Here is a 23,162-nt window from a genome sequence, read left to right as displayed (position 1 = left end):
TCAGGCCGGCAGCGCGACTGCCCGGCCGGTCAACGCCACTAGACCTTGAGAATCTTGAACCGGAACAGCGCCCCGCCGATCGCGCCGCCAACCAGTGGTGCCACGATGAACAGCCAGAGCTGGACCAGCGCATTGCCGCCCGCCAGAACGGCCGGGCCAAAGCTGCGCGCCGGGTTGACCGAGACGCCGGTAACCTGAATGCCCACCAGGTGGATGGCGACCAGCGTCAAGCCGATGGCAAGGCCGGCGAAGTGGGGAGAAGCTTTCTCTCCGGTCGAGCCCAGGATGACCACGACGAAGATCGCGGTGAAGACGATCTCGAAGATCAGCGCCGAAAGCAGCGAGTATTCGCCCAGATATCCTGGACCCCAGCCATTGGAGCCGAGCCCGCTGGCATTGCTCCCGACGATGGCGAGCAGGATCAGCGCGCCGACCAGAGCGCCGGCAAACTGGGCGATCCAGTATTGGATCATCTCGTTGAGCGGCATGCGGCCGGCCAGATAGGCACCGAGGCTAACCGCCGGGTTGACGTGACACCCCGAAATCGGGCCGATGCCGTAAGCCATGGCGACGATGGCCAGCCCGAACGCAAAGGCAATGCCGACCTGCCCGATGGCATCTCCGCCCAGCACGGCGGCCCCGCACCCGATCAGCACCAGCACCGCCGTGCCGAAGAATTCCGCGATAAGCTTGTTCATGATGGAAGTCCCCCAACGGGACGCCCTGCCGCATTGGCACGACATGCCGACGCCCCCGTCGCAGGATTGTCACGCAATTATTAACCCTGCGTTAACCATGATGATGGCGGCCGGGCACTCCGGCTTATTGCCTACCGGGCCTGCGCAATCCTCCCATCCGTGCTGCGGGCTGTTCCGCTGCCGCGCGATCATCGCGGGGTAAGCCTGCGGGCGGAGGGTGGCTGAACGCTTGTCGCAGCGGGAGGCCGGTCATGGAGTGTCTGCTGTCTGGCTGGGTGCGCGACACACGAGCCACCGCAGCCGTCGAATTTGCCATCCTGATGCCGGTGTTCCTGCTGATGCTCACCGGCATGATGGCCTATGGCATCTATTTCGGTGCCGCCAATTCGATCCAGCAATTGACCGCCGACGCCGCCCGCACGGCCGTTGCGGGTCTCGACCAGGCTGAGCGTAACCGTCTGGTCGGCGCCTTCCTCACCAACAATGCCGGCGAATACCTCTTGATCGACCAGGCCCGGGTCAGTTTCACCATCGGCGACAAGCCCGGCGATCCCACGCAATACCGGGTGACGGTGCGCTACGACGCCTCTCAATTGCCGATTTGGAATCTCTACCTGCCTTTGCCGCTGCCCAGCCCGGTCATTACCTATACGTCCGTCATCCGCCGGGGCGGCATATGAGCTGGCACCGCTTCTGGGCTGATACGCGCGGAAATTTCGCCGTCCTGTTCGCCGGCACCATCGGGCTGGTCGCGGTGGTGTCCGCCTTGGCGGTCGATGGCGCCTCGCTTTACAATGAACGCCGTGGGCTGCAGCGCAATGTCGACATGGCCGCCATTGCGGCCGCCGCCGATCCGGCCAACCGCCTGTCGATCGCCCATGACGTGCTGGTCGATGCCGGCGTGATCGACCCCGCCCTGACCCTGGCCGCGCTCGAAGCCCTGCCCGGTCCCAATCCGCTCCAGGCACAGCAGGGCCACTATGCTGCTGATCCCGCCATCGCGCCCAATCTGCGGTTCGTCGCCGGCGGCAGCCCGGTCAATGCCGTGCGGGTGCAGTTCGAGCAGGCGGGCACGCTCTATTTCGCTCGCTCCTGGAGCCCGGTCCCCACCATCGGCGCCGCTGCCGTCGCCACCGTCACGCCGCAGGTGGCGTTTTCCGTCGGCTCGCGGCTGGCCAGCCTCAATGGCGGCATTGCCAATGCGCTACTGAACAAGCTGCTCGGCACCAGCATCGCGCTGACCGCGGTGGACTATAACGGACTCGCCAGCGCCAAGGTGGACGCGCTGGCCTTTCTCGATGCCCTCGGGCTGCAACTGGGCATCACCGCCGGTACCTATAATGACATTCTCGCCGTCAGCGCCGATCACGGACAGATCGGCAAGGCCATCGCCACGCTTCTTACCGGCGCGCAAAAGACCGCCGCCCTCAAGATCGCCAATGCGGCGGGCGGCAATGGCAAGGTTTTGATCGGCAAGCTCTTCGATCTCGGCGCACTAGGGGATGCCAGCCTCGGCAGCGCCGGCAGCAATCTGTTCGCCGACATCTCGGCGCTCGAACTGCTCTCAGTCAGCGCCGGCCTCAGCGACGGCACCCACCAGGTCGCCCTGGGGCTCACCGCCGGCGTGCCCGGTCTCACCGGCATCGACGTTACCCTCGCCATCGGCGAGCCGATGCAGGGCGGCAGCTGGTACGCCGTCGGCCCCGAACACACCGTCGTTCGCACCAGCCAGATCCGGCTGCGCATCGTCGCCAGCCTCAAGCTGCAACTGCTCCTGCTGCCGCTGCTGGACGTGCGCCTGCCGCTCTATCTCGATATCGCCAATGCTGAGGCGACCGTCGCCTCCGCCACCTGTCCAACCGGCACCAACACGTCCGGCTCCGCCATCATCGCCACCCGTCCCGGCGTCGTCCATCTGATCCTGGGCGAGGTCAATGCCGGCACCTTCGGCGCCTTCAACACCGCCCCCGCCATCGGCACCGCCACGCTGCTCAATGCCTTGGGCATCAAGGTCACCGGCCTCGCCAATGCCGAGATCGCCCAGACCACCCCGGTCAATCTCAGCTTCTCCCCCGCCGAAATCGCCGCCGGGACGCTCAAGACCGCCAAGACCACCAGCTTCACCGGCTCCCTCGTCGGCTCCCTGCTCGGCGATCTGCAACTGACCGTGGCCGGCATCGGGCTGGGGATTATCGGCCCGCTGCTCGAAGCCCTGCTCATGCCGCTGACGCCGACGCTCGACCTCGTCATCTCGATCCTGCTCGAAACCCTCGGCCTTTCGCTCGGCGAAGCCGATGTGCAGGTCTATGGCGTTCGCTGCACCCATGCGGTGCTGGTCGGCTAGCGCGCTTCTTCCGCTGTAGCGCACCAACCGGGTTTATAGGCCGTCCACAAACCCGCTTGACATACGATATTAGTGTGCTACAAAACCACCACACTACAAGAGCAAGCCACATGGATGACTTTCACACCAGCCAGCCGATCTTCGTGCAGATCCGGCAGCGGCTTATCGAAATGATCCTGCGCGGGGCGGTGGGCGAGGGCGATGCCCTGCCATCGGTCCGCCAGATCGCGGGGGATTTGTCGGTCAACCCGCTGACCGTCACCAAGGCGTTCGAAGCCCTGGTGGATATTGGGATAGTCGAAAAACGCAGGGGCCTGGGCATGTTCGTCAAAACCGGAGCGCGAGGCGAACTGCTCGCGCATGAACGCGAAAAATTCCTCACCGAGGACTGGCCCAGGATCGCCGCGCAGATTGCCGCGCTCGAACTCGACGCCACCACGCTCCTGGCCAAGGTGCCAGCCAACAAAGGTCCACAGCAATGACCGAAATGTCCACTACCATCCTCCCGCCGATCGTCTCGGCACACGGCCTCAAGAAATCCTTCGGTCGCAAGGAAGTCCTGCATGGCCTGGATTTCGAGATTCCCCCCGGCCGCATCTATGGCGTCATCGGCCATAACGGGGCCGGCAAGACCACCATGCTCAATGCCATGCTGGGCCTGACCAATTGCGAGGGCACCATCCGCGTGCTCGGCGAAGACCCCTTCGCCCGCCGCGCCCACCTGATGGAAAACGTCGCCTTCATTTCCGACGTGGCGAGCCTGCCGCGGTTCCTGCGGGTGCGCGAACTGTTCGCGCTGCTCTCCAATATCCATCCGAACTTTTCGCAAGCCAAGGCGCAGAGTTTTCTCGAAGGCACCGACCTCAAGCCGGACCTCAAGATCAAGCATCTCAGCAAGGGCATGATCGCCCAGCTCCACCTCGCCGTGGTCATGGCCATCGACGCCAAGCTGCTGGTTCTCGATGAGCCGACGCTGGGCCTCGACATCACCTACCGCAAGCGCTTCTACCGGCGCCTGCTCGAGGATTACATGACCGAGGAGCGCACCCTGATCATCACCACCCACCAGGTGGACGAGATCGAGTTCATGCTCTCCGACATCATGTTCATCCGCGATGGCAGCATGATCCTCCACATGCAGATGGAGACCGTGAACGACAAGTTCACCCAGCTCGTGGTCAATGATCCGAGCAAGCAGGCCGCGGCTCGCGCGCTGGGCCCGGTCTACGAGGAAACTCGCTTCGGGCAGACCGTGATGATCTTCGACGGTGTCCCCCGCAGCCAGTTCGAAGGGCTGGGCAATATCTCGACCCCGACCCTCAGCGACCTGTTCGTCGCGCTGATGCAGCGCCCGACCGCCAATCCGGAGACCGCCAAATGAAGGCCTTCGTCGCCCTCGTCCACCGCGAACTGATCGAGCATCGCGGCGCCTTCGTCCTGGCGCCGCTGATCCTGGTCGCGGTCATGTTCGTGCCCACGCTGATCTCGTTTGCCACCGGCCGCGTCGATGGCCGCTTCACCGGCTTCCTGTTCGCCGCGGCGCCCATGCGCGTCTACGAATTCGGCTTCCTGGCCTTCGGTGGCGCCTGGTGCCTTTATCTGATCGGCGTGCTGTTCTTCTATTGCGCCGATGGCTTTTCGGCCGACAAGCGCAACAATGCCATGCTGTTCTGGAAGTCGATGCCGGTCTCCGATTTCAAGATGCTGCTGGCCAAGCTGACCGCCACGCTGACCATCCTGCCGGCAATGATCTACGCCACAGCCCTGCTCAGCGCCCTGCTGCTGTTCGCCATCGCCTTCGTGTCGTCGTCGTTCAGCGGCGCCGGGGGCCTGGTGATGCTGAGCCATGTCGGCTTGGTCTATCTGCAGATCGCGCTGGCGCTCCTGCTGGTGCTGGTGATCGGTCTGCTCTGGTATCTGCCGTTCACCGCTTTGGTGGGCGCCATGGCGACAGTCGTCGGCCGCTGGGCTATTCCGCTGTCGCTGCTGCTGCCGGGCCTAGTCGCGGTGGCCGAATGGGTTGTGCTGGGCGGCCTCAGCCCCGTCCATACCAATACCTGGCGATACCTGTCCTACCGCGCCGATTTCCAGGTCAGCCAAGGCTATCTGGAAAACTGGTTCAGCACCGACGTCCCGTTCAGCGTCTCCGCCTTCGCCAACGACCTCATCGCCCGCACCGACTGGGTGCAGATCGGATTGGGCGCGGTGTTTGCAATCGTGGCGATTTACCTGGCCAGCGAATACCGCCGCCGGGTGAACGACAACTGACGTCCAAGGCCCCTCACCCTAACCCTCTCCCCGAAGGGGCGAGGGGACACATCCGGTGCTTGGCAACATATACGACGTTCACCAGACAGCCCCCTCGCCCCTCCGGGGAGAGGGGTGGGGTGAGGGGTTCTTCAACTACCCCTTGTTGCCAACGCCCTTCCCGTCAGCCCCTTATCCTTCGCCAGCCCCTCCGGTGTCCCCTCGAACACCACCGTGCCGCCATCCTGGCCGGCGCCCGGCCCCATATCGATCACCCAATCGGCCCGCGACACCACATCCAGATTGTGCTCGATGACGATGACCGTGGAGCCAGCATCGACCAGCCGGTCGAACAGCCCGATCAACGTATCGACGTCGTTCATGTGGAGGCCCGTCGTGGGCTCGTCCAGCACGTAGATATTGCCCTTCTTGCCCAGTTCCGCCGCCAGCTTCAGCCGCTGGCGCTCTCCGCCCGACAGCGTCGATAGCGGCTGCCCCAGCGTCAAATAGCCCAGCCCGACATCATCGAGACCCTTCAAAATCTTGGCGATAGCCGGCTCGGTGAAGAACCCCACGGCCTCGTCCACGGCGAAAGTGTAGACATCGCTGATGGTCTTGCCGCGCAGATGATATTGCAACACTTCGTCGGTGAAACGCTTGCCCTCGCAGGTCTCGCAAACGCTGGCCACCGGGTCCATATGCGCGAGGTCCGTGTAGATCACTCCCAGCCCCTTGCAGTCGGGACACGCCCCCTTGGAATTGGCCGAGAACAGCGCGGCCTCGACGCCATTCTCCTTGGCGAAGGCCTTGCGCACGGTATCGAGGATGCCCGTATAGGTCGCGGTGTTCGAGCGGGTCGAGCCGCGGCTGAGGTTCTGGTCGATGATCACCGTATCGGGATAGGCGCTCGGCAGGCAGCCCTGGATCAGCGACGATTTCCCCGATCCAGCCACTCCCGTCACCGCTGTTAAAACCCCGCGCGGAATCTTGACCGACACGTCCTTGAGATTGTTCAGCTTGGCGCCTTTGATCTCCAGCACGCCCTCACTCTTGCGCAGCTTGGTCTTGATCTCCTGGTGCTTTTTCATGTGGTTGCCGGTCAGCGTGCCGGAGGTGAGCAGGCCCGCGTAGTCGCCCTGATAGACGATCTCGCCACCCTTGCTGCCGGCGAACGGCCCCATATCCACCACATGGTCGGCAATGGCGATCATGTCGGGCTTGTGCTCGACGATCAGCACCGTATTGCCCTTGTCGCGCAACTGCTGCATCAGCCCGGCCAGGCGCCCGACATCATGCGGATGCAGGCCCACCGAGGGCTCATCAAAAACATACGTGATGTCCGTAAGTGATGAGCCGAGATGCCGCACCATCTTGACCCGCTGACTCTCCCCACCCGACAGGGTCGAACTCTCGCGGTCGAGGCTCAGATAGCCCAGCCCGATGGTGACGAGGTTTTCCAGCCGCAGCGCCAGCGCATTGAGCATCGGACCGACGCTCTTGGCATCGATCTGCCGCACCCACACCGCCAGGTCCGACACCTGCATGGCCGAGCATTCGGCGATATTCCTGCCATTGACCGTGCTGCCCAGCGCCGCCGCATTTAGCCGCGCGCCATGACAGGCGGGGCAGGTGGCACGCGTGAAAATGCGGTCATATTCGACACGCACATGCGGCTGCAGGCTTTCGGGGTCCTTGCTCCCGAGCCCCTTCTTGAGCTTGGTGACGATGCCCTCATAGGTCAGCCCGATCTTGCCGACCTTGATCTTACGGCCATCATCGAGGGTGAACAGGTTTTCCCGCTCCTCGGCGGTGAACCTGGCGATCGGCTTGTCCATGTCGAACAGGCCGGAGTTCTTGTAGATCTCCCAATACCAGGTATCGACCGCGTAATCCTTGGGCAGCAGCGCGCCTTCATTGAGCGATTTGCTCTCGTCGATCACCGCGCTCATATCCATCGCCGCCACCTGCCCGATGCCTTCGCAATCGGGGCACATGCCGCGCGGATCATTGTAGGAATAAAGCCCCGGCGACCCCAGCCGCGGTTCCCCGAGCCGTGAAAACACCACCCGCAGCATCTGCGCCGCGTCCGTCACCGTGGCCACGGTCGAGCGCGAATTGCCGCCCAGCCGCTGCTGGTCGACGATGATCGCCGCCGAGATGTTTTCCAGCAGGTCCGCGTCCGGCTGCCCGTAATGCGGCATGAATTGCTGCACGAAGGCCGGATAGGTCTCGTTGATCAGCCGCTGGCTTTCCGCCGCGATAGTGCCGAACACCAAGGAGCTCTTGCCCGATCCCGAAACCCCGGTAAACACCGTGATCGCCCGCTTGGGAATATCCAGCGACACGTTCTTGAGATTGTTCTCGCGTGCCCCGCGGATCAGAATCGAACCATACATGCCGTGTCCCCGCTTTCAGATGAGCCGCAATGATGCTGGCCCTATCGCCGATTGGCAATTGCCTACCCGGTGACGAAGGAGGAGAGACGGTTTCGACATTTGCAGGCAAATTATTCGCAACTACGAGGCATTAGGCGTCCGCCCGGGCCGACGCCATCAGGTTACTCCGCAGATTGCTGATACCCTTTTGCAGGATGGCGAACTCGTCCCGGTTCAGCCCCGATGCCTTGGCGGTCACCGCGGCGAGGGGAATGCCCTTTTCACGCACCAGCCGCCCCGCTTCGGTCAAGCTGATGCGCACGATCCGCTCATCCTCCACGCCGCGCGTCCGCGTCACATAGCCCATCGCCTCCAGCCGCTTGAGCATCGGCGTCATCGTGCTGGGCTCGAGGAACAGCCGGTCGCTCAGGCCCTTGACGGTCTGGCCGTCCTCTTCCCACAGCGCAATCAGCGTAATGTATTGCGGATAGGTCAGCCCAAGCTCCTCGAGCACCGGCTTATAGACCCGCGAGAAGGCCAGGTTGGCCGAATAGATCGAAAAGCACAGGAAATCGGAGAGCGGGCTGGCTTCCCCCAGGCTGGTTCTGACGGCACTCATTCGCTGGCTCCCAAAATAGTTATCACAATAATCATTTTCTCACTTGTAGGTCCGTCCGGTCTGTGACACAAGCTGCATCGCGATAATAATTATCACGATAAGTAAATAGCCAGCCAAGCCCGAAGGACCAATGCCATGACCATCACTGCGATCGAAAAAGTGCTCTATACCGCCAAGACCCACACCACCGGTGGCCGCGACGGCGCCTCGGCCAGCTCCGACGGTCGTCTCGATATCAAGCTGTCCACGCCCGGCGGCATTGGCGCTGGCACCAATCCCGAGCAGTTGTTCGCGGCTGGCTGGTCGGCCTGCTATATTGGCGCGCTGGGCGGTGCTGCCCGCAGCCTCAAGGTCACGCTGCCGCCCGATCTGGCCGTCGATACCGAAGTCGATCTGGGCACCAATGAGAACGGCTACCAGCTCCAGGCTCGCCTCAATGTCAGCCTGCCCGGCCTCGATCGCGAGACGGCCCGCAAGCTGGTCGATGCGGCGCACCAGACTTGCCCCTATTCCAAGGCCACTCGCGGCAATATCGATGTGACCATCAACCTGGTCTAAGTCGACCATACAGCTGGCCTGCCCGCATGGCGGGCCGGGCCAGCTGTCCTCCGCTATCCCAGCGGCGCGCCGGGCACGTAGAGCAGGATCGGCCGGATTTCGTAGACCGCCGTCGGATTGGCTCGCCGCAAGTCCCGTGCCGCCGCGATCGCATCCTCGATCGTGGGAAAATCAACGACGTAAAACCCGAGCAATTGCTCCTTGGTTTCGGCAAAGGGGCCATCGGTGACCATGCCCGCACCCTTGCCGCGCAGGGTCACGGCGCCTTGCGTCGGACCAAGCCGTGCGGCCGGCCCCAGCTTCTTCTGCGCGACCAGGCGATCGTTGACCTCGAGCAGGTCGACCATCAGCGCCTTGTCTTCTTCTTCGGTCCAGGATTGGACCACGCCCTCTTCGTGATAGGCCAGGATGGCGTAGTGCATGGATTGTCCCTCCTTGGCGCCCTCATACGCCCGTGGGCACGATCCTAAAATCATTACCCTCGGGCAGCAACTGCCCGCCATCCACCACTATCGTGGTGCCGGTAATGTAGCTGGCCTCGTCAGAGGCGAGGAACAGGAAGGCATTGGCGACGTCGCGCACGCTACCCAGCCGGCCGAGCGGAATCGCCGCGACCATCGACGCAATGTGCGCGTCGCCGCGATGCTCCTGGATGCCCTCGGTCATGATATTGCCCGGCTCGACGCCATTGACGGTGATGCCAAAACCCGAAAATTCCAGCGCCGCCGAGCGAATGAACCCGTTGATCCCCGCCTTGGTCGCAGAATAATGCCCATGGCCGGGGCTGGTCACGTGCGGGCCGGTAATCGATGAGGTGAACAATATCCGCCCATAGCCCTGCGCCCGCATCGGTTTGAGCGCGGCCTTGGCGGCGTGAAAACTGCCGCGCAGGTTCACCCCCATCACCCGGTCCCAGTCCTCGGACGACGTGTCCTCGATCAGCTGCCACGGATAGATACCGGCATTCTGTACGATAATGTCGAGCCGGCCAAATTTCGCCAGCGCCAAGGCCACCGCCGCCTCCGCATCCGCCATCTTCGAAATGTCGGTGTGGATGAACTGCGCGCCCAACTCGTGGGCAGTCTTGCGCCCGGCCGCTTCCTCCCAGTCGGCCAGCACCAGGTTGGCGCCTTCCTCGGCAAAGCGCACCGCAATGCCCTTGCCGATGCCCTGCGCCATGCCGATGATGAGCGCGGTCTTTCCCGCCAGCCGTCCAGTCATGCCAGTCTCTTTCGAATAGTTTGCTTGAGCGTATCGAGCAGCACGGCGGCCAGCACCAACAGCCCATGGATGACTTGGGTGTAGTGCGCCGGCAGCCCCATCAGGTTGATCGCCGTATTGATCGAAGACAGCAGCAGCACGCCGGCATAAACGCCGGGTAGCGCGCCGACGCCGCCCTTGAGGCTGACGCCGCCGATCACCACGGCCGCAAAGGCGTTGAACAACAGGCCGGTGCCAAGATTGGCGGTGGCGCCCGAAGTGCGGATCGCCAATATCCACCCCGCCAGCGCCGCAATGGCACCCGACAGCACGAAGGCGATCATCAAGACCTTGTCGACCTTGATACCGGCGCGGAACGCCGCCGCCTCATTGCCGCCGATCATGATCAGGTGCCGCCCGAACCGGGTCTTGGCCATCATGAACGAGAAGCCGACGAAGCACAGAATGGCGATATAGGCGGTGAGTGGAATGCCCAAAAAGCGCTGAATGCCGAGAAAGCGCAGGTCCGGCGCCAGGTTCTGCGCCGAGCGCCCGCCCGAGGATGCGACCACCAAGCCGCGCACCCAGATGTAGCTGGACAGCGTCACGATGAACGCGTTCATCTTGATCTTGATCACCAGATAGCCGTTGAGCGCACCGATGACGGCGCCGACGGCGAGGCCAATCACGAGCGACACCGGCACCACCAGCCAGCCCGGCGTCAGCGTGATCCCCAGGCCAATGCCCGATGATGCGAACAGGATGCCCGTGGCCATGGCGCTGAGCGCCGCCACCGACTCCACAGAAAGATCCATATGGCCGGCGATGATCACCAGCGCCAGCCCGATCGACATCACCCCCAAAACGCTCGATTGCTCGATGACGTTGGCGAAAATGCCCGGCTGGAAATAATTGGGAATGGTGGCCGAAAAAATCGCCAGCACGACCAGCAGCATGAACCAGACGAGATTATCGAGTACGAATTCGAGCACTTTGCGTTGGCGTGGCGACATCGCGGACTCATCTGCTAGAGCGTTTTCAAGAAAAGTGGCTTCACTTTTCCGGTTCGAAAGCGCGACCAAAAAAGACTGAATGGAGGCTCCTCCCGCGAACGGGAGGAGCGGATGGCGATTACGGGACCGAGGTTACCGGCGTTGCGGGCGGCTTGAGATTGCCCCAGAACGACGGATCATCGACATTGTCCTTGGTGATCGCGGCGCCTGGGATCTTGATCGTCGGTCCCCAGGCCTCGTCGGTAACCGTCGACTTCAAGCCAAGCACGTCATATTCGCCCGGCTCGATCTTCGTCTTGGCCACCAGCTTGTCCATGAACATCGCGATGGCGGCGGCCTGGGCGTAGAGCGGCTGCTCTACTTCCACCTGCATCCAGCCTTGACGGATCAGGTCGAGCGCGACCGGCGCCCCGTTCGAGCTCATCACATAGACGTCGCCCGGCTTCTTGCCAGCCGCTTCCAGCGAGGCAACGGCTGCCACGGAGAGATGGGCTGCGTGGCTGAAGACGATGTCGATATCGGGATTGGCCAGGAGCTGATCCGACACAATGGTGCCGGCATTGCTGGCTTCCCACTGCATCGCAGGCTGGCTGATGATGGTCACTTCGGGGAACTTGGCCATGCGTTCCTCAAAACCCTTCTGGATATCGAGGGTGTAGGGGTCGCCTGGGTCGCCCAGCACCTGCAAGACTTTGCCCTTCACCGCGCCATTCTTCTCGGTCAGCAGGCGCTGCACCTGCTCGGCGGCCACATAGCCGATCTCCACAGTGCCGGCCACCGAGGTGAAGTCCGACATGGTCGAGGAAATCTGGCGATCGAATTCGATCACCGGAATGCCGGCGGCGCGAGCGGCCTCCACCGACGGTGCCAGCGCATTGAAGTCCACTGCCGCCAGGATGATCGCCTTGGGCGCCAGCGCGATGACGTCGTTCATCTGGCTTTGCTGCAGGTCGGTCTTGTTGTCGGCATTGAGCGTGGTCACGCTGTAGCCAACCTGCTTGAGGAACATTTCGATCGCGCTGACGGAGCCGGTCTGGAACTCATCGATCAGGGTAGGGACCATGTAGTAGACTTTGCCCTTATCCTGGGCATAGGCGGGGTGCAGCAAGGCGGCCATTCCGGCCAGGAGAACCATGCCGTATTTCAACAAGTGTCTCAATTCGTCGCTCCTCTGAAACCGGATCGTTACTGCCCCGCGCCCATGCCCGGTCCGGTACCGGCAAGGGTCTCGCCCGTGATCATGCCGATCACTGCGTCCGCGTTTGTCTGTTTGCGTGGCACGTCACCGGCAACGACGCCCTGGCGGATCACCACCATCCGGTCGGCGACCTGAAAGGCCTGCTGCATGATGTGGGTGATGATGACGACGCCGATACCCTGTGCCGCCACCTGGCGGATCATTTCCAGCCCGCGCTTGGTCTGCTCCACGCCGAGCGCCGCGAAAGGCTCGTCCAGCAGCACCAGCTTGCCGCCCCAATGCACGAAACGATTGAGCTCGATCGCCTGACGCTGGCCGCCCGACAGATGCTCCACCTTGCTGCGCAGCGAGGGAATGCGGGTACCGGCATTGGCCATCGCCTTGGCGACCTGCTCCTCCATCCGCTTTTCATCCAGCACCTTGATGCCAAGCATCGATTTGGTCAGCTCGCGGCCCATGAAGAAATTGGCCACCACATCCACATTGGTGCACAGCGACAGGTCCTGGTAGACCGTCTCGATCCCCGCCGCCTTGGCCTGCGATGGCGATTTCGGGCGAAACTCCTTACCCTCGAAGGTCATGCTGCCCGAGCTTGCCTCAAGTCCGCCCGAGATGATCTTGACCAGCGTCGACTTGCCCGCACCATTGTCGCCGAGCAGGGCAATCACCTCGCCCTTGGCGATGGAGAAGGACACGCCCTGCAGCGCCTGCACGGCGCCGTAGTTCTTGGTGATGTTGTCGAGAACGAGCAGGGGTTCGGTCATGCGGCCATTCCGTTCGAGAACGGATCGCGCTTGCGCACGCGATCCGATGTTACTGGCAAATCCTGCCGGGGCGACAACACGCCGGACACGGCCAAAGCCGCGGCGCCACGCAGCACCGATTGATGCCCCACAGAAGCGGTCACCCGAGGCGTCGTGCGGTCGTAGCGACTGGAAATCGAGGTCGGCAGGGTGTCGGTGGTTGCCACCAGCGCGGCGATCAGTTCGTCCGACGCGATACCGCCAAGCACGATGGTCTGTGGGTCGAACAGGTTCTCGATCGTCCGCACCGCGCTGTGAAAAATCGGCGTCACCGCCTCGACCCATTCCGCCTGGCTCTGCCCCTTGGGCCGCTTGCTGAAACTATCGAGCGACAGATAGCGCTCCAGACACCCCGCATTGCCGCATGGGCAGGGCAGGCCACCCGGCACCGCCGGAATATGGCCGATTTCGCCGGCATTGCCCCAGGCGCCGCGCACCGGCATGCCGTCCTGCATCATGGTGCCGCCCAGGCCCACGCCGAGGTGGAGATAGTAGAACTGGCCTAGGCCTGCGCCCTCGCCATAGAGCCGTACGCCCACCGCCGCCGCCACCGTATCGACCGCGATAAAGGCCGGCAGCTTGGTGACTTCCTCCAGCCGTGCCCGCACCGGCACGCCGGACCAGCCATCCAGCGTCGTCGGTCCCACAAAGCTCATCGCCTGTACGTCGAACGGCCCCGGCATGGCAAAGCCCACGCCGAGCATCCGCCCATCGGGACGCAGTGCCCGCATTTCGGCGACCAGTTCGGCGATCAGCCCAAAGGCGTCGTTGGGGGTGGGATGGGGACGGTCGCGTGCCGCGCTGCCCAGCATGTCGCCGACGAGGTTCAGCAAGGCGGCATCGACGCCCAATGGCGTCACCGAAATGCCGATGACATAGCCGCCGTCCGGATTGAGGTGCAGCGTCGTCGGCGGCAGACCGCGACCCTTGGGCTTTTCGCGCACCGACAGCAGATAGCCCTGCTCTTCCAGTTCGCGCACGATGGTGGAAACGGTCTGCACGGTGAGCCCAACGCGTTCGGCAATATCGCCGCGCGTGGCCGCCCCGTCATTGCGGATGCACTCCAGCACGATGCGCCGATTGTACGGCCGCGCCTGCTCCTGATTTGTGCCCCTCAACACCATCTCAGTCCCCTTCATGGGGGAGACTTGCACCGGGCATTTATTATGTCAAATGGATTTCAAAAATGCCAATGTGCGGGGAACAACATGGAACGCCAGCCGCCGCGGCGTGTTGGTAAGCTGAAACCGAGGGAGATCGATCATGCGATTTGGTGTCATGGGTACCGGACAAGTCGGCAGCACCATAGCGGGCAAACTGGCCGCCTTGGGCCACGATGTCATGCTGGGTTCGCGCGAGCCCGATGACGAGAAAGCCAGGAAACTCGGCCTGAAGATCGGCACGCATGCCGAGGCGGCCAAACACGGCGAATGGATCGTCGATGCCATGCCGGGCGAGCACGCCATCGAAAGCCTGCGCGGCTGCGACATCGATGGTAAAATCCTCATCGACATAGGCAATTACGAGTTTGCCGTCGACCAGCCCATCGCTATCCCACTGGGCGAAGCCATTCAGGCGGCGTTCCCAAAAGTGCGGCTGGTCAAGACCCTCAACAGCGTCAGCGCCCATCTGATGGTCGACCCGGCAAGCCTCGGCGCCGCCCACACTGTCTTCATCGCCAGCAATGATGCCGGCGCGAAGGCCGAAGTCACCGACCTGCTCCGCAGCTTCGGCTGGCAGCACATCCTCGACCTTGGCGATCTCACCGCCTGCCGCGCCATGGAGCAGTTGGTCCCGATGTGGATACAGCTCGAAAAGCTCTATGGCGGCCCCGATTTCAATCTCGCCGTCGCCCGGCCACCGGCCTGAGTTCAGCCCTGCCGGAACGCGCCCACCGCCAGTTCCCGGAAGCCATTTCCGTCGCGGACGATGAACAGCGCATCCATGCCGCGTCGCGCAGCGAACGCGGGGCCCTCAATGTCGCCGAGGACCATCAGCGCGGTGGCCCAGGCATCGGCGTGCATGCAGTCGGCCGCGAGGACGGTGACAGATGCGAGATTGTTGGATAGCGGGCGGCCACTCGCGGGGTCCATTGTGTGCGAGGCAGTGTGGCCGTCCATCTCCACCCGATGCCGGTAGTCGCCCGATGTGGCGATGGCACAATCGGTGACCTTGATGAGCCGCGCGACATCACGTGCCGCCTGGTCGGGCTGTTCGACCGCCAGAACCCAGGGCCCGCCTCCGGGCTTGTGCCCACTGGCGCGCATCTCGCCATCGATGCCGACCAGATAGTGAGCGATACCAAAGCCATCGAGACAACGTGCAAGCTGATCGACGCCAAAACCCTTGGCGATGCCCGACAGGTCGAGCGTAACCGGAGCGCGTTTGCGCACCCTGCCACCGGCCGCGTCCAGATCGAGCATATCGTCCATCGCAGACCGGGGTTGAGCCGCCAGCTCGGCGATGCGCGCGGTGTGGGGTTGCGCGCCGGTTGGGCCGAAGCCCCAGGCATTGACCAGGTCGCCGACGCCAATGTGGAAGGCGCCGCCGGAGGCCCGGCCGATTTCCAGCGAGGCAGCGAGGACATTTGCCAGATCGTGCGGAATCTCGACCCATTGCCCAACCGGGGCGGCATTGACGCGCGAGAGGTCGGAGGCCGGTTTCCATGTCGACATCTGGTTGTCGACCTCATCCACGGCCGCCTGCAAGGCGTCGGCAATCGGCGTGGTATCAAGACCCGCCGCCGCGAAGAAAATGGCGGAGTAGCGCGTCCCCATAGTGGCCTCGTTGAGGGCATAGCGCTGCAGCGGGGCGGACATGGGAAATGGCTGCCAGGCGACGCTGGGGACCACCGAATACTGCTCAATAGACATCTTCGAGATACCGTCCCTTTGCCTTGAGCGTGAGCGCGTTTTCACCGAGCGGCGATATGATTTCGTCGATCGCCTCCCTGGCGCCGCGCGCCATGTCGATGCCGCCGCACACCATGATCTGCGCGCCGCGCGCGACGAGCGTGCGGATTTGTTCGGCATCCTCGCGCACCCTGTCCTGCACATAGGCGCCATCGACGATGCGCGAGAATGCCGTGACCAGGCGCGTCAGGCGGGTGTCCTCAAGCCACGCGGCCATGGCGTCCTCGTAGAGGAAGTCGGAATGCGGATCGCGCCCGCCGAAATAGAGGTGCATGGGGCGATGCCTGGTATTGCCCTGGATGAAGCCGGCAAGTGGGGCGATGCCAGTTCCAGCGCCGATCATGATCACCGGCGTCCTGCCCGAAGCGGGCCGGAAATTGGGATTGGGCTTGACGAAGGCCTCGATGGTACTGCCCGGCGCCAGCGCATGCAGATATTCCGAGCAGGCCCCGCCCTGCAGTTTGCGAACGCAGATCTCCAGAAATCCCTGCCTGGACGAGGAGGCGAGTGAATAGTAGCGCGGAATGGAGCTGCCCGGAGGCAGTATACCCACCAGGTCCCCGGCCTCGAAGCGCAGCAAGCGTCTGCCGCCAAGCAGGCCAAACAAGCCGCCACGCGCGCTTTCTGCAACACCAAACCGCAATACGGTCGTCGGCGCCTGGACCTCGACGCCATAATCGACGCGCGTGAGCAACGTCAGATCGGTGGTGCGGGGCCGGGCAGGCGTGTGCACCAGGTGCAATTGTGTCCCGATCCGCGCGGCGGTCGCAGCGCCCCATTGCGCGAACGTCTGGGACGACTGGCGATCGATGGTGCCAACCGGCTGAAAGGGCGACCAGCCGCGCGCCACCAGCGCTGTCTCGACATCGGCGGCAAACTGGCAGTAATGCGCAAAGCTCCGGTCCCCGAAGCCCAGAACGGCGAAGGAAAGCGCGGGCGTTTCCAGTTTTGCGAGACGGGCGAGAAAGCGGTTCGCCGATGCCGGGGGGCCGCCGTCGCCATAGGTTGCGGTGAGAATGAACATCTGCCGTGCACGGCCATAGTCGCGCGCAATCCCGTTCATCGCCGAGGTGTGGACACGATGGCCGGCCTGCGTCAAAGCCTCGTGCAACGCGGCGGCATAGCCCCAGGTCGAATTGCCCTCGCTGCCGACCAGAATGACGGTATCGGCGGCGCGTGCTGCTACATTACGGTTCAGCTTCGGCAGATTGCGGCGCCGCAGCCACCAGATTACCGTGCCGCTGGCGGCCATGACCGGAACGCAGAGTGCCGCGGCTCCGAGCAGCAGACCAAGCCACCAGACGCCCTGACCCGTGTGGAGGGTATAAAAGGCCTCATAGACCGATTGGCCAAAATTGTTGGCCGTGAAAGACAGCATCGTCCCGGTCGCCTGATCGACGAAGCCCTGGCCGGCATTGGTGGTCAGCGTGAAGACATCGGTCGGGTCGCCCCGGAACGGGAATACCAGTTCGCGCAGATCGCCCAGGGGCGTCGCCCGCAACGCTGCCAGATCGGCGATGGCAGCCGGCTTGCCGCCATCGACATTGGTGGGAAAGGCCGCCAGGGCCCCGGACCCGTCGCTGATGAAACCGAAATTGACCAGCGACATGTAAGTGCCGGTCGTCGCGGTCAGCAGCAGGGCCGCAATGGCAATCCTGCCGATATCGACATGCAGGCGCTGGGTGAACGTGCCACGTGCCGCACTGAACACCTTGGCCCAACCGCCCAGGCGCGCCACCAGCAGCAGGCCACCCGATATCGAAAGGATCACCAGCGCAAACGCGCCGATCCCCGCGACGGCACGTCCGCCTTCTCCCAGGAAGAGCGACCGGTGCAGCTCGGTCATGAAACCGAAGACGGGCGAGGGCGCGTAGGCGCCAAGGCTATTGCCGGTCTGCGGGTCGATAGTGGCCGCCACTTGTCCGGCACCATCGGAATAATAGGCAATGACCGATCCGGAGGCCAACTTGACGATGCGTTCGACCCCCGGAAAGTTGGCCGCAACGCTGCTTGCCAGTTCCGCGGCATTAACTCCGGCGGTTTGAGTACCGCTCGCCGCGAAATGCTGGATGGCGGGGTCGAGCGACAGGAAGGCCCCGGTCAACGCCATGAAGCTGACGACGAGCGCGGCGATCAACGCGGGAAGGGAGTGCAGACGGCGCAACACGATCGGGACCTCTGCAAGTCACATGGTCACGGTGAGCGACTGAACGTAGCCGGAGCCGGAAACCGGCTTGCCCGAACTGGCGGTCGATAAGGGCAGGACGACGTCGTTGGGATAATAGCCGCCGTCTTCCACGGCGCTGTCGACGTGCAACTGGTAGCCCGCATCAATAAGCGCATCGGCGAGGGTGACGTTTACGCTGAGAGTTTGTCCGCTGCCCACACTGGCCCCGGTGATGCCGTCGATCGTTTCGCCGCTGGCGGCGATTCCCCGGAACCAGTTGCGCAGGTCCTGGTAAAACCGGGTCTTTTGCCCTGCGATCCAAAGGGTCGAATCATAGGAGCCATCCGGCTTGGTGACATAGATGGCGAGATAAGCGGGCCGCCCGCTGTAAGGTCCCATCTGCGCGGTGATGGAAAGGTCCTTGGCAAAGGCGGTTTCGGGAGCGACGATCGCCGTGGCCAGCATCAGAATGGCGACGAGCTTTTTCATGACAGTTCCTCAAAGGTGATATCGAGGACGGCAGAAGTGTCATGGGAAGCTGACGCCACCCTGAAGTGGGGCCAGAAATCTCTTCAGCCTGGTGTCAGGTTACGGTGCTAAACCCGGCGCAGAGGTGGACCGTGCGCGTATTGCTGATCGAAGACGACTACGTGCTGGGTGGCGCCATCCGCGACCATATCGCCGCCAGCGGTCACGGCGTCGACTGGATGAAACGCATCGATGAGGCCAAGCTGGCCCTGGCCAACGTTGCCTACGAATTGGTTCTGCTCGACCTCAACCTGCCCGACGGGCGCGGCCTCGATCTGTTGCGCGAATTGCGGGCGGCGCTTAATCGGGTGCCGGTGATCATCACCACCGCCCAGGATCAGATCGCTGTGCGCATCGAAGGGCTCAATTCGGGCGCCGATGACTACCTCGTCAAACCCTTCGATCTGAGCGAAATGAGCGCGCGCGTCTCCGCTGTCGCCCGGCGTTATGCGGGCAATCCGTCCCCCGCGATCAGTATCGGTCCGGTTTCGATCGATCTTGGCCGCAAGATCGTCATCGTCGGCGACAAGCCCGCCACGCTGACAGGACGCGAGTGGGCGGTGCTCGAGCGGCTGGTCCGCCATCGCGGCGCCATTGTGACCAAGGGCGAAATCGAGGATTCGCTCTATGCCTTCGGCGCCGAGATCGAGAGCAATGCGGTGGAAGTCTATATCAGCCGGCTGCGCAAGAAACTCGGGCGCGACTTTGTCAGCACCGCGCGTGGCCTCGGCTATCAGGTCGAGGCCTGATCGTGGCGCCACACTCGATTGCCCTGCGTCTTGCCATTGGCCTCACGGCGGGCACGGCCCTGTTGTGGATCGGCGCCGCCTCGATCGCCGGCACCGTGATGCAGCGCCAGCTCGATGCCGCCTTTGACGAAACCCTCAGGCAAAGCGCGTTTCGCCTGTTGCCGCTGGTTACCCACGGCCTGCGCGAACCCCGCGAGGGCAATGATCTCGAGATCGCGGGACTAGCCGAAGACCAGGGGGACTTCAGCTACTATGTGCGGGATCGGACGGGGGCAATCGTCGTGCGGTCTGCCGGTCTAGCCGATGACGTCACATCGATCCCTGCCGGCGACGGCTTCTCGGAGATCGAGGGCGAGCGCCTGTTTTCCATAACCGACCATCGTTTCGGCTATGGCATCGTCGTCATCGAGCGCACCGATCATCGTCGGGCGGCGCTGGGCAGGAGCCTGGCGGCGCTCACCTGGCCGCTGCTGGCGCTCATTCCCCTGATCGCGCTGGGCATCTGGTTCGCCATTCGCCTTGCCATGCGTCCGCTCGAGCGGTTGCGGCGGGACATAGCCTCGCGGGATAGCCGGAACCTGTCGCCGCTGATCTCGGAAGGGCACCCGACGGAGCTCGCGCCGATTGCCGAAGCCGTGGCCAGCCTGCTGACGCGCCTGCGCGCCGCCATGAACGCTGAGCGCTCCTTCGCCGCCAGCAGTGCCCACGAGTTGCGCACCCCGATCGCCGGCGCACTGGCCCAGACGCAGCAATTGGCGATCGAACTCGCAGACCGCCCCGGCAGCCAGCGCCTCAAGGAGATCGAACAGGCGTTGCGGCATTTGGCCCATCTTGCCGAAATGCTCCTGCAACTCTCGCGATTGGATGCAGGCTTCGCCCAATCCGATGTCGACATCGATCTGCTGCCGGTGCTCCGGCTTGTGGTGCGCGACTTCCAGGCGATAGCAGGAGCCCGAGTGCATTTGAGCGTCGAGGAGGGAACCGCCCTGGTCGGTGCGATCAATATGGACGCCTTCGCCATCGCGGTTCGCAACCTCATTCAAAACGCCCTGATCCATGGCGCCCTCGATGGTCCCGTCGAGGTTACGGCGCGGCCGGACCGCACGATAAGCGTCGTCAATGCCGGGCCAATTGTTCCGGCCGATGTCCTGGCCCGGATCGGTGAGCGCTTCGTGCGTGGCGCCACATCGGCAAGCGGAACGGGCCTCGGCCTGTCCATCGTCGACTCCATCATGGAGCAGACAGGTGGCGGCCTCGCCCTCCACTCTCCCGCAACTGGCGCGACGGACGGGTTCGAGGCCATACTGACGCTCCCCGCCCACCAGGCAGCAAGCTAGGTTGGCTCGCAATCGGTGTTAAACCTTCATGGCTGGCAAATCGATCATTGCCGGCCGTGCCGGCGAGTGGACCTGTGTACGAACGATATCGTCGCGCTGGGGCCCCTCGACCACAACCTCAGGCAGGTCGCTATCGCTTGTGATTGTCAGCAGGTGTTCGAATTGATCGGCAGGCCGGCGCGCGGCATGACCTGCGATGCAATCCTCGGTATCATCGAGGAAGGCAGACAGCATGCTCAACTGGGTCGCGATGACGGCCGCAGGAATTGAGCCATGATATGTCAGCAGCACTCGCTTGAATCTCGGCACATCGAGAGCATGATCCCCCCGGGAGGACCAAGCAAAAAATGGAACATACCACAATTCGAGCTGTCGAAATCGAGCAGGCCGGCAAGAGGCATCAGGCGACATATTTCGTCGAGGACGGCATTATTCATGCCAACATAGGGGGCAGTATTAAGCGCCTTCCTGTCATCTATTCGGTGGCGCCTGAACTCACCGTCCAATCCCTACTCGCCGGTTATATAGTGCAGCAGTCCCGAAAGGCGGCGAACGTCGCAGCGTTTTCTCGGCGAGATCGGCCCAGCGACGAGCCGCGCGCGTAACGTTGGCGATTGGACCCCATCAAGGCCCCAAGCTATCGCCACCAAAGGCATGGGCCTATGCGATCGGAGCAGCAGGCGGCACCAGAATATAGTGTCGTCGCATCCGAGCGCTGTTTCGGGACAGGCATGGCCGGTTGGCGATCCTAGCGGTCCGAGGTCTGCCAGCGGGGATTAATCCAGGGCACGTCATTGCTGGGCGGCAGCGGGGTTTTGCCGAGGATGTGGTCGGAGGCTTTCTCGCCGACCATGATGGAGGGGCCGTTGAGGTTGCCATTGGTGATGCGCGGGAAGATCGAGCTATCGGCGACGCGGAGGCCCTCGACGCCGATGACGCGGCATTCCGGGTCGACCACGGCCATCGGATCGTCAGCGCGGCCCATGCGACAGGTGCCGCAGGGGTGGTAGGCGCTTTCGGCGTGACGGCGGATGTGGTCGTCGAGTTCGTCGTCGGTTTGGTATTTGTCGCCCGGCAGGATTTCCTTGCCGCGATAGGGATCGAAGGCCTTTTGGCCGAAGATTTCGCGGGTGATGTGGATGCAGTGGCGGAAGTCGGCCCAGTCCTTGGGGTCGCTCATGTAGTTGAACTGGATGCGCGGGGCGATCTTGGGGTCGGCCGAGCGCAGGGTGACGGCACCGCGCGACGCCGAGCGCATGGGGCCAACATGGGCCTGGAAGCCATGGCCCTCGGCCGCCGCTTGCCCGTCATAGCGGATGGCGATGGGGATGAAATGGAACTGGATATCGGGGTATTTGACCCCGGCTTTGGAGCGGATGAAGGCCGCGCTTTCGAACTGGTTGGAGGCGCCGAGGCCGTTCTTGAACAATAGCCATTGCGCCCCGATCAGCGCCTTGCCTAACAGGTTCCAGTATTTGTAGAGCGTGATCGGCTGGATGGAGGCCTGCTGGATATAGAGCTCCATATGGTCTTGCAGGTTGGCGCCGACGCCGGGACGATCGGCGACCAGCGGAATGCCGTGTTCGGACAGTTGGGCAGCAGGGCCGATGCCGGAGAGCAGGAGAAGTTTGGGTGAATTGATCGAAGAAGCGGCGACGATGACCTCTTTTCGCGCTTGCACGACTTCGACCACACCATTGCGGTCGATCTCAACGCCGGTGGCGCGGCCGTTTTCGATAACGATCTTGCGGGCGAAGCAGCGGACTATGGTGAGGTTCTGCCGGCTGCGGGCGGGCTTGAGATAGGCATTGGCGGCAGACCAGCGGCGGCCTTGCCAGACCGTTTGTTCCATCGGACCGAAGCCTTCCTGCTGCTCGCCATTGTAATCGTCAGTGAGCTCGAATCCGGCCTGCTTGCCGGCGGTGACGAAGGTCTGAAATAGCGGATTGTCGCGCTTGCCGCGGGTGACGTGCAGCGGGCCGGACTTGCCACGCCGATCGGGATCGCCGCCATGGGGGCCGGGATGCCAGTTTTCCATGCGCTTGAAATAGGGGACGACATCGGCATAGCCCCAGCCGGTGGCGCCGCTTTCGGCCCAATGATCGTAGTCGCCGGCATGGCCGCGGACATAGACCATGCCGTTGATCGAGGACGAGCCGCCGATGACCTTGCCGCGCGGCACGGCCAGGGTGCGCCCGCCGAGATGCGGCTCGGGTTCGGACACGAAGCCCCAATCGTAGCGCGGCATGTTCATCGGGTAGCTGAGCGCGGCCGGCATCTGGATCAACGGGCCGGCATCGGTGCCGCCGAATTCGAGCACGATGACGGAATGCTTGCCGTCCTCGCTGAGGCGCGAAGCCATGGCGGCGCCGGCCGAGCCCGAACCGATGATGACGAAGTCGGCTTCCATGGGC

At 63.4% G+C, this 23,162-nt stretch carries 24 protein-coding genes; 10 read left to right on the top strand and 14 right to left on the bottom strand.

The features are described 5' to 3' along the window. Positions 1-38 precede the first annotated feature (38 nt). Positions 39-698: an aquaporin gene (locus tag JWR51_RS15450; protein ID WP_299749242.1), complete on the bottom strand. Its 660-nt coding sequence runs from the start codon at positions 696-698 to the stop codon at positions 39-41. Between the two features lie 251 nt (positions 699-949). Here JWR51_RS15450 and JWR51_RS15445 point away from each other — a divergent pair, with 251 nt between their 5' ends. From JWR51_RS15445 to JWR51_RS15425, 5 genes are all read left to right on the top strand, one after another. Then, entirely contained in the window at positions 950-1,378 is a 429-nt protein-coding gene (locus JWR51_RS15445; RefSeq protein WP_299749239.1) for a TadE/TadG family type IV pilus assembly protein, read from the top strand. Beyond that, positions 1,375-3,042 carry a TadG family pilus assembly protein gene (locus JWR51_RS15440; protein ID WP_299749236.1) on the top strand — a complete coding sequence of 556 codons (1,668 nt, stop codon included), beginning with the start codon at positions 1,375-1,377 and terminating at the stop codon, positions 3,040-3,042. The genes JWR51_RS15445 and JWR51_RS15440 overlap by 4 nt, the downstream gene beginning before the upstream one ends. A 110-nt stretch (positions 3,043-3,152) precedes the next feature. Next, positions 3,153-3,524: a GntR family transcriptional regulator gene (locus JWR51_RS15435; protein ID WP_299749233.1), complete on the top strand. Its 372-nt coding sequence runs from the start codon at positions 3,153-3,155 to the stop codon at positions 3,522-3,524. A 5-nt stretch (positions 3,525-3,529) separates the two neighbouring features. Continuing rightward, a complete protein-coding gene (locus JWR51_RS15430) occupies positions 3,530-4,423 on the top strand; it encodes an ABC transporter ATP-binding protein (RefSeq protein WP_299749230.1) in 894 nt (297 codons plus the stop codon). Then, a complete protein-coding gene (locus JWR51_RS15425; RefSeq protein ID WP_299749227.1) occupies positions 4,420-5,310 on the top strand; it encodes a hypothetical protein in 891 nt (296 codons plus the stop codon). The genes JWR51_RS15430 and JWR51_RS15425 overlap by 4 nt, the downstream gene beginning before the upstream one ends. A 131-nt stretch (positions 5,311-5,441) precedes the next feature. Here the strand turns inward: JWR51_RS15425 and JWR51_RS15420 are convergent, their stop codons facing one another. Next, a complete protein-coding gene (locus tag JWR51_RS15420) occupies positions 5,442-7,685 on the bottom strand; it encodes an excinuclease ABC subunit UvrA (RefSeq protein WP_299749224.1) in 2,244 nt (747 codons plus the stop codon). A 130-nt stretch (positions 7,686-7,815) separates the two neighbouring features. Continuing rightward, positions 7,816-8,283, bottom strand: coding sequence for a MarR family transcriptional regulator (locus JWR51_RS15415; RefSeq protein WP_299749221.1), 468 nt, complete (start codon positions 8,281-8,283; stop codon positions 7,816-7,818). A gap of 141 nt (positions 8,284-8,424) precedes the next feature. On the opposite strand from JWR51_RS15415, the gene JWR51_RS15410 reads away from it, so the two are divergent. Then, a complete protein-coding gene (locus JWR51_RS15410) occupies positions 8,425-8,841 on the top strand; it encodes an organic hydroperoxide resistance protein (protein ID WP_299749387.1) in 417 nt (138 codons plus the stop codon). A gap of 53 nt (positions 8,842-8,894) precedes the next feature. Here the strand turns inward: JWR51_RS15410 and JWR51_RS15405 are convergent, their stop codons facing one another. The 6 genes from JWR51_RS15405 to JWR51_RS15380 all read right to left on the bottom strand — a co-directional run bounded on the left by JWR51_RS15405 (position 8,895) and on the right by JWR51_RS15380 (position 14,179). Beyond that, complete coding sequence (locus JWR51_RS15405; RefSeq protein ID WP_299749218.1) at positions 8,895-9,263, bottom strand: YciI family protein; 369 nt, start codon at positions 9,261-9,263, stop codon at positions 8,895-8,897. 22 nt (positions 9,264-9,285) lie between these two features. Further along, the gene (locus JWR51_RS15400) at positions 9,286-10,062 is read right to left on the bottom strand and encodes an SDR family oxidoreductase (protein WP_299749216.1); all 777 of its coding nucleotides are present in this window, start codon (positions 10,060-10,062) and stop codon (positions 9,286-9,288) included. Beyond that, entirely contained in the window at positions 10,059-11,054 is a 996-nt protein-coding gene (locus tag JWR51_RS15395) for an ABC transporter permease (protein ID WP_299749213.1), read from the bottom strand. Before JWR51_RS15395 ends, JWR51_RS15400 begins: the two co-directional genes overlap by 4 nt. 118 nt (positions 11,055-11,172) lie before the next feature. Next, positions 11,173-12,189, bottom strand: coding sequence for a sugar ABC transporter substrate-binding protein (locus JWR51_RS15390; protein WP_299749384.1), 1,017 nt, complete (start codon positions 12,187-12,189; stop codon positions 11,173-11,175). A 50-nt stretch (positions 12,190-12,239) separates the two neighbouring features. Continuing rightward, positions 12,240-13,016, bottom strand: coding sequence for an ATP-binding cassette domain-containing protein (locus JWR51_RS15385; protein WP_299749210.1), 777 nt, complete (start codon positions 13,014-13,016; stop codon positions 12,240-12,242). After that, on the bottom strand, positions 13,013-14,179 hold the full coding sequence (locus JWR51_RS15380) for an ROK family transcriptional regulator (RefSeq protein ID WP_299749207.1): 1,167 nt from the start codon (positions 14,177-14,179) through the stop codon (positions 13,013-13,015). The genes JWR51_RS15385 and JWR51_RS15380 overlap by 4 nt, the downstream gene beginning before the upstream one ends. A gap of 139 nt (positions 14,180-14,318) precedes the next feature. Here JWR51_RS15380 and JWR51_RS15375 point away from each other — a divergent pair, with 139 nt between their 5' ends. Beyond that, positions 14,319-14,924 (top strand): NAD(P)-binding domain-containing protein, encoded by a 606-nt coding sequence (locus JWR51_RS15375; RefSeq protein WP_299749204.1) that lies wholly within the window; start codon positions 14,319-14,321, stop codon positions 14,922-14,924. Between the two features lie 2 nt (positions 14,925-14,926). Here JWR51_RS15375 and JWR51_RS15370 read toward each other — a convergent pair whose 3' ends face one another. The 3 genes from JWR51_RS15370 to JWR51_RS15360 are packed head-to-tail and all read right to left on the bottom strand — an operon-like array spanning position 14,927 to position 18,623. Next, the gene (locus JWR51_RS15370) at positions 14,927-15,928 is read right to left on the bottom strand and encodes an FAD:protein FMN transferase (protein ID WP_299749202.1); all 1,002 of its coding nucleotides are present in this window, start codon (positions 15,926-15,928) and stop codon (positions 14,927-14,929) included. Further along, the gene (locus JWR51_RS15365) at positions 15,918-18,134 is read right to left on the bottom strand and encodes a PepSY domain-containing protein (RefSeq protein WP_299749199.1); all 2,217 of its coding nucleotides are present in this window, start codon (positions 18,132-18,134) and stop codon (positions 15,918-15,920) included. The genes JWR51_RS15370 and JWR51_RS15365 overlap by 11 nt, the downstream gene beginning before the upstream one ends. 18 nt (positions 18,135-18,152) lie before the next feature. After that, positions 18,153-18,623, bottom strand: a complete 471-nt coding sequence (locus JWR51_RS15360) for a DUF2271 domain-containing protein (RefSeq protein ID WP_299749196.1) — start codon at positions 18,621-18,623, stop codon at positions 18,153-18,155. A gap of 131 nt (positions 18,624-18,754) precedes the next feature. Here JWR51_RS15360 and JWR51_RS15355 point away from each other — a divergent pair, with 131 nt between their 5' ends. Next, positions 18,755-19,411 carry a response regulator transcription factor gene (locus tag JWR51_RS15355; RefSeq protein ID WP_299749193.1) on the top strand — a complete coding sequence of 219 codons (657 nt, stop codon included), beginning with the start codon at positions 18,755-18,757 and terminating at the stop codon, positions 19,409-19,411. 2 nt (positions 19,412-19,413) lie between these two features. After that, positions 19,414-20,748, top strand: a complete 1,335-nt coding sequence (locus JWR51_RS15350; protein ID WP_299749190.1) for a HAMP domain-containing sensor histidine kinase — start codon at positions 19,414-19,416, stop codon at positions 20,746-20,748. A gap of 18 nt (positions 20,749-20,766) precedes the next feature. On the opposite strand, the gene JWR51_RS15345 is transcribed toward JWR51_RS15350, so the two are convergent. Further along, a complete protein-coding gene (locus JWR51_RS15345) occupies positions 20,767-21,039 on the bottom strand; it encodes a hypothetical protein (protein WP_299749187.1) in 273 nt (90 codons plus the stop codon). A 56-nt stretch (positions 21,040-21,095) separates the two neighbouring features. Between JWR51_RS15345 and JWR51_RS15340 the strand changes: the two genes are divergently transcribed. Further along, positions 21,096-21,353, top strand: a complete 258-nt coding sequence (locus tag JWR51_RS15340; RefSeq protein WP_299749184.1) for a hypothetical protein — start codon at positions 21,096-21,098, stop codon at positions 21,351-21,353. A gap of 143 nt (positions 21,354-21,496) precedes the next feature. Here the strand turns inward: JWR51_RS15340 and betA are convergent, their stop codons facing one another. Next, positions 21,497-23,158, bottom strand: coding sequence for a choline dehydrogenase (betA, locus tag JWR51_RS15335; RefSeq protein WP_299749181.1), 1,662 nt, complete (start codon positions 23,156-23,158; stop codon positions 21,497-21,499). Between the last annotated feature and the right edge of the window lie 4 nt (positions 23,159-23,162).

This window comes from Devosia sp., assembly GCF_028290625.1.
GTDB lineage: Bacteria > Pseudomonadota > Alphaproteobacteria > Rhizobiales > Devosiaceae > Devosia.
Note: the sequence above shows the minus strand (reverse complement) of the source record. Positions and strands in the feature narration are given on the sequence as shown.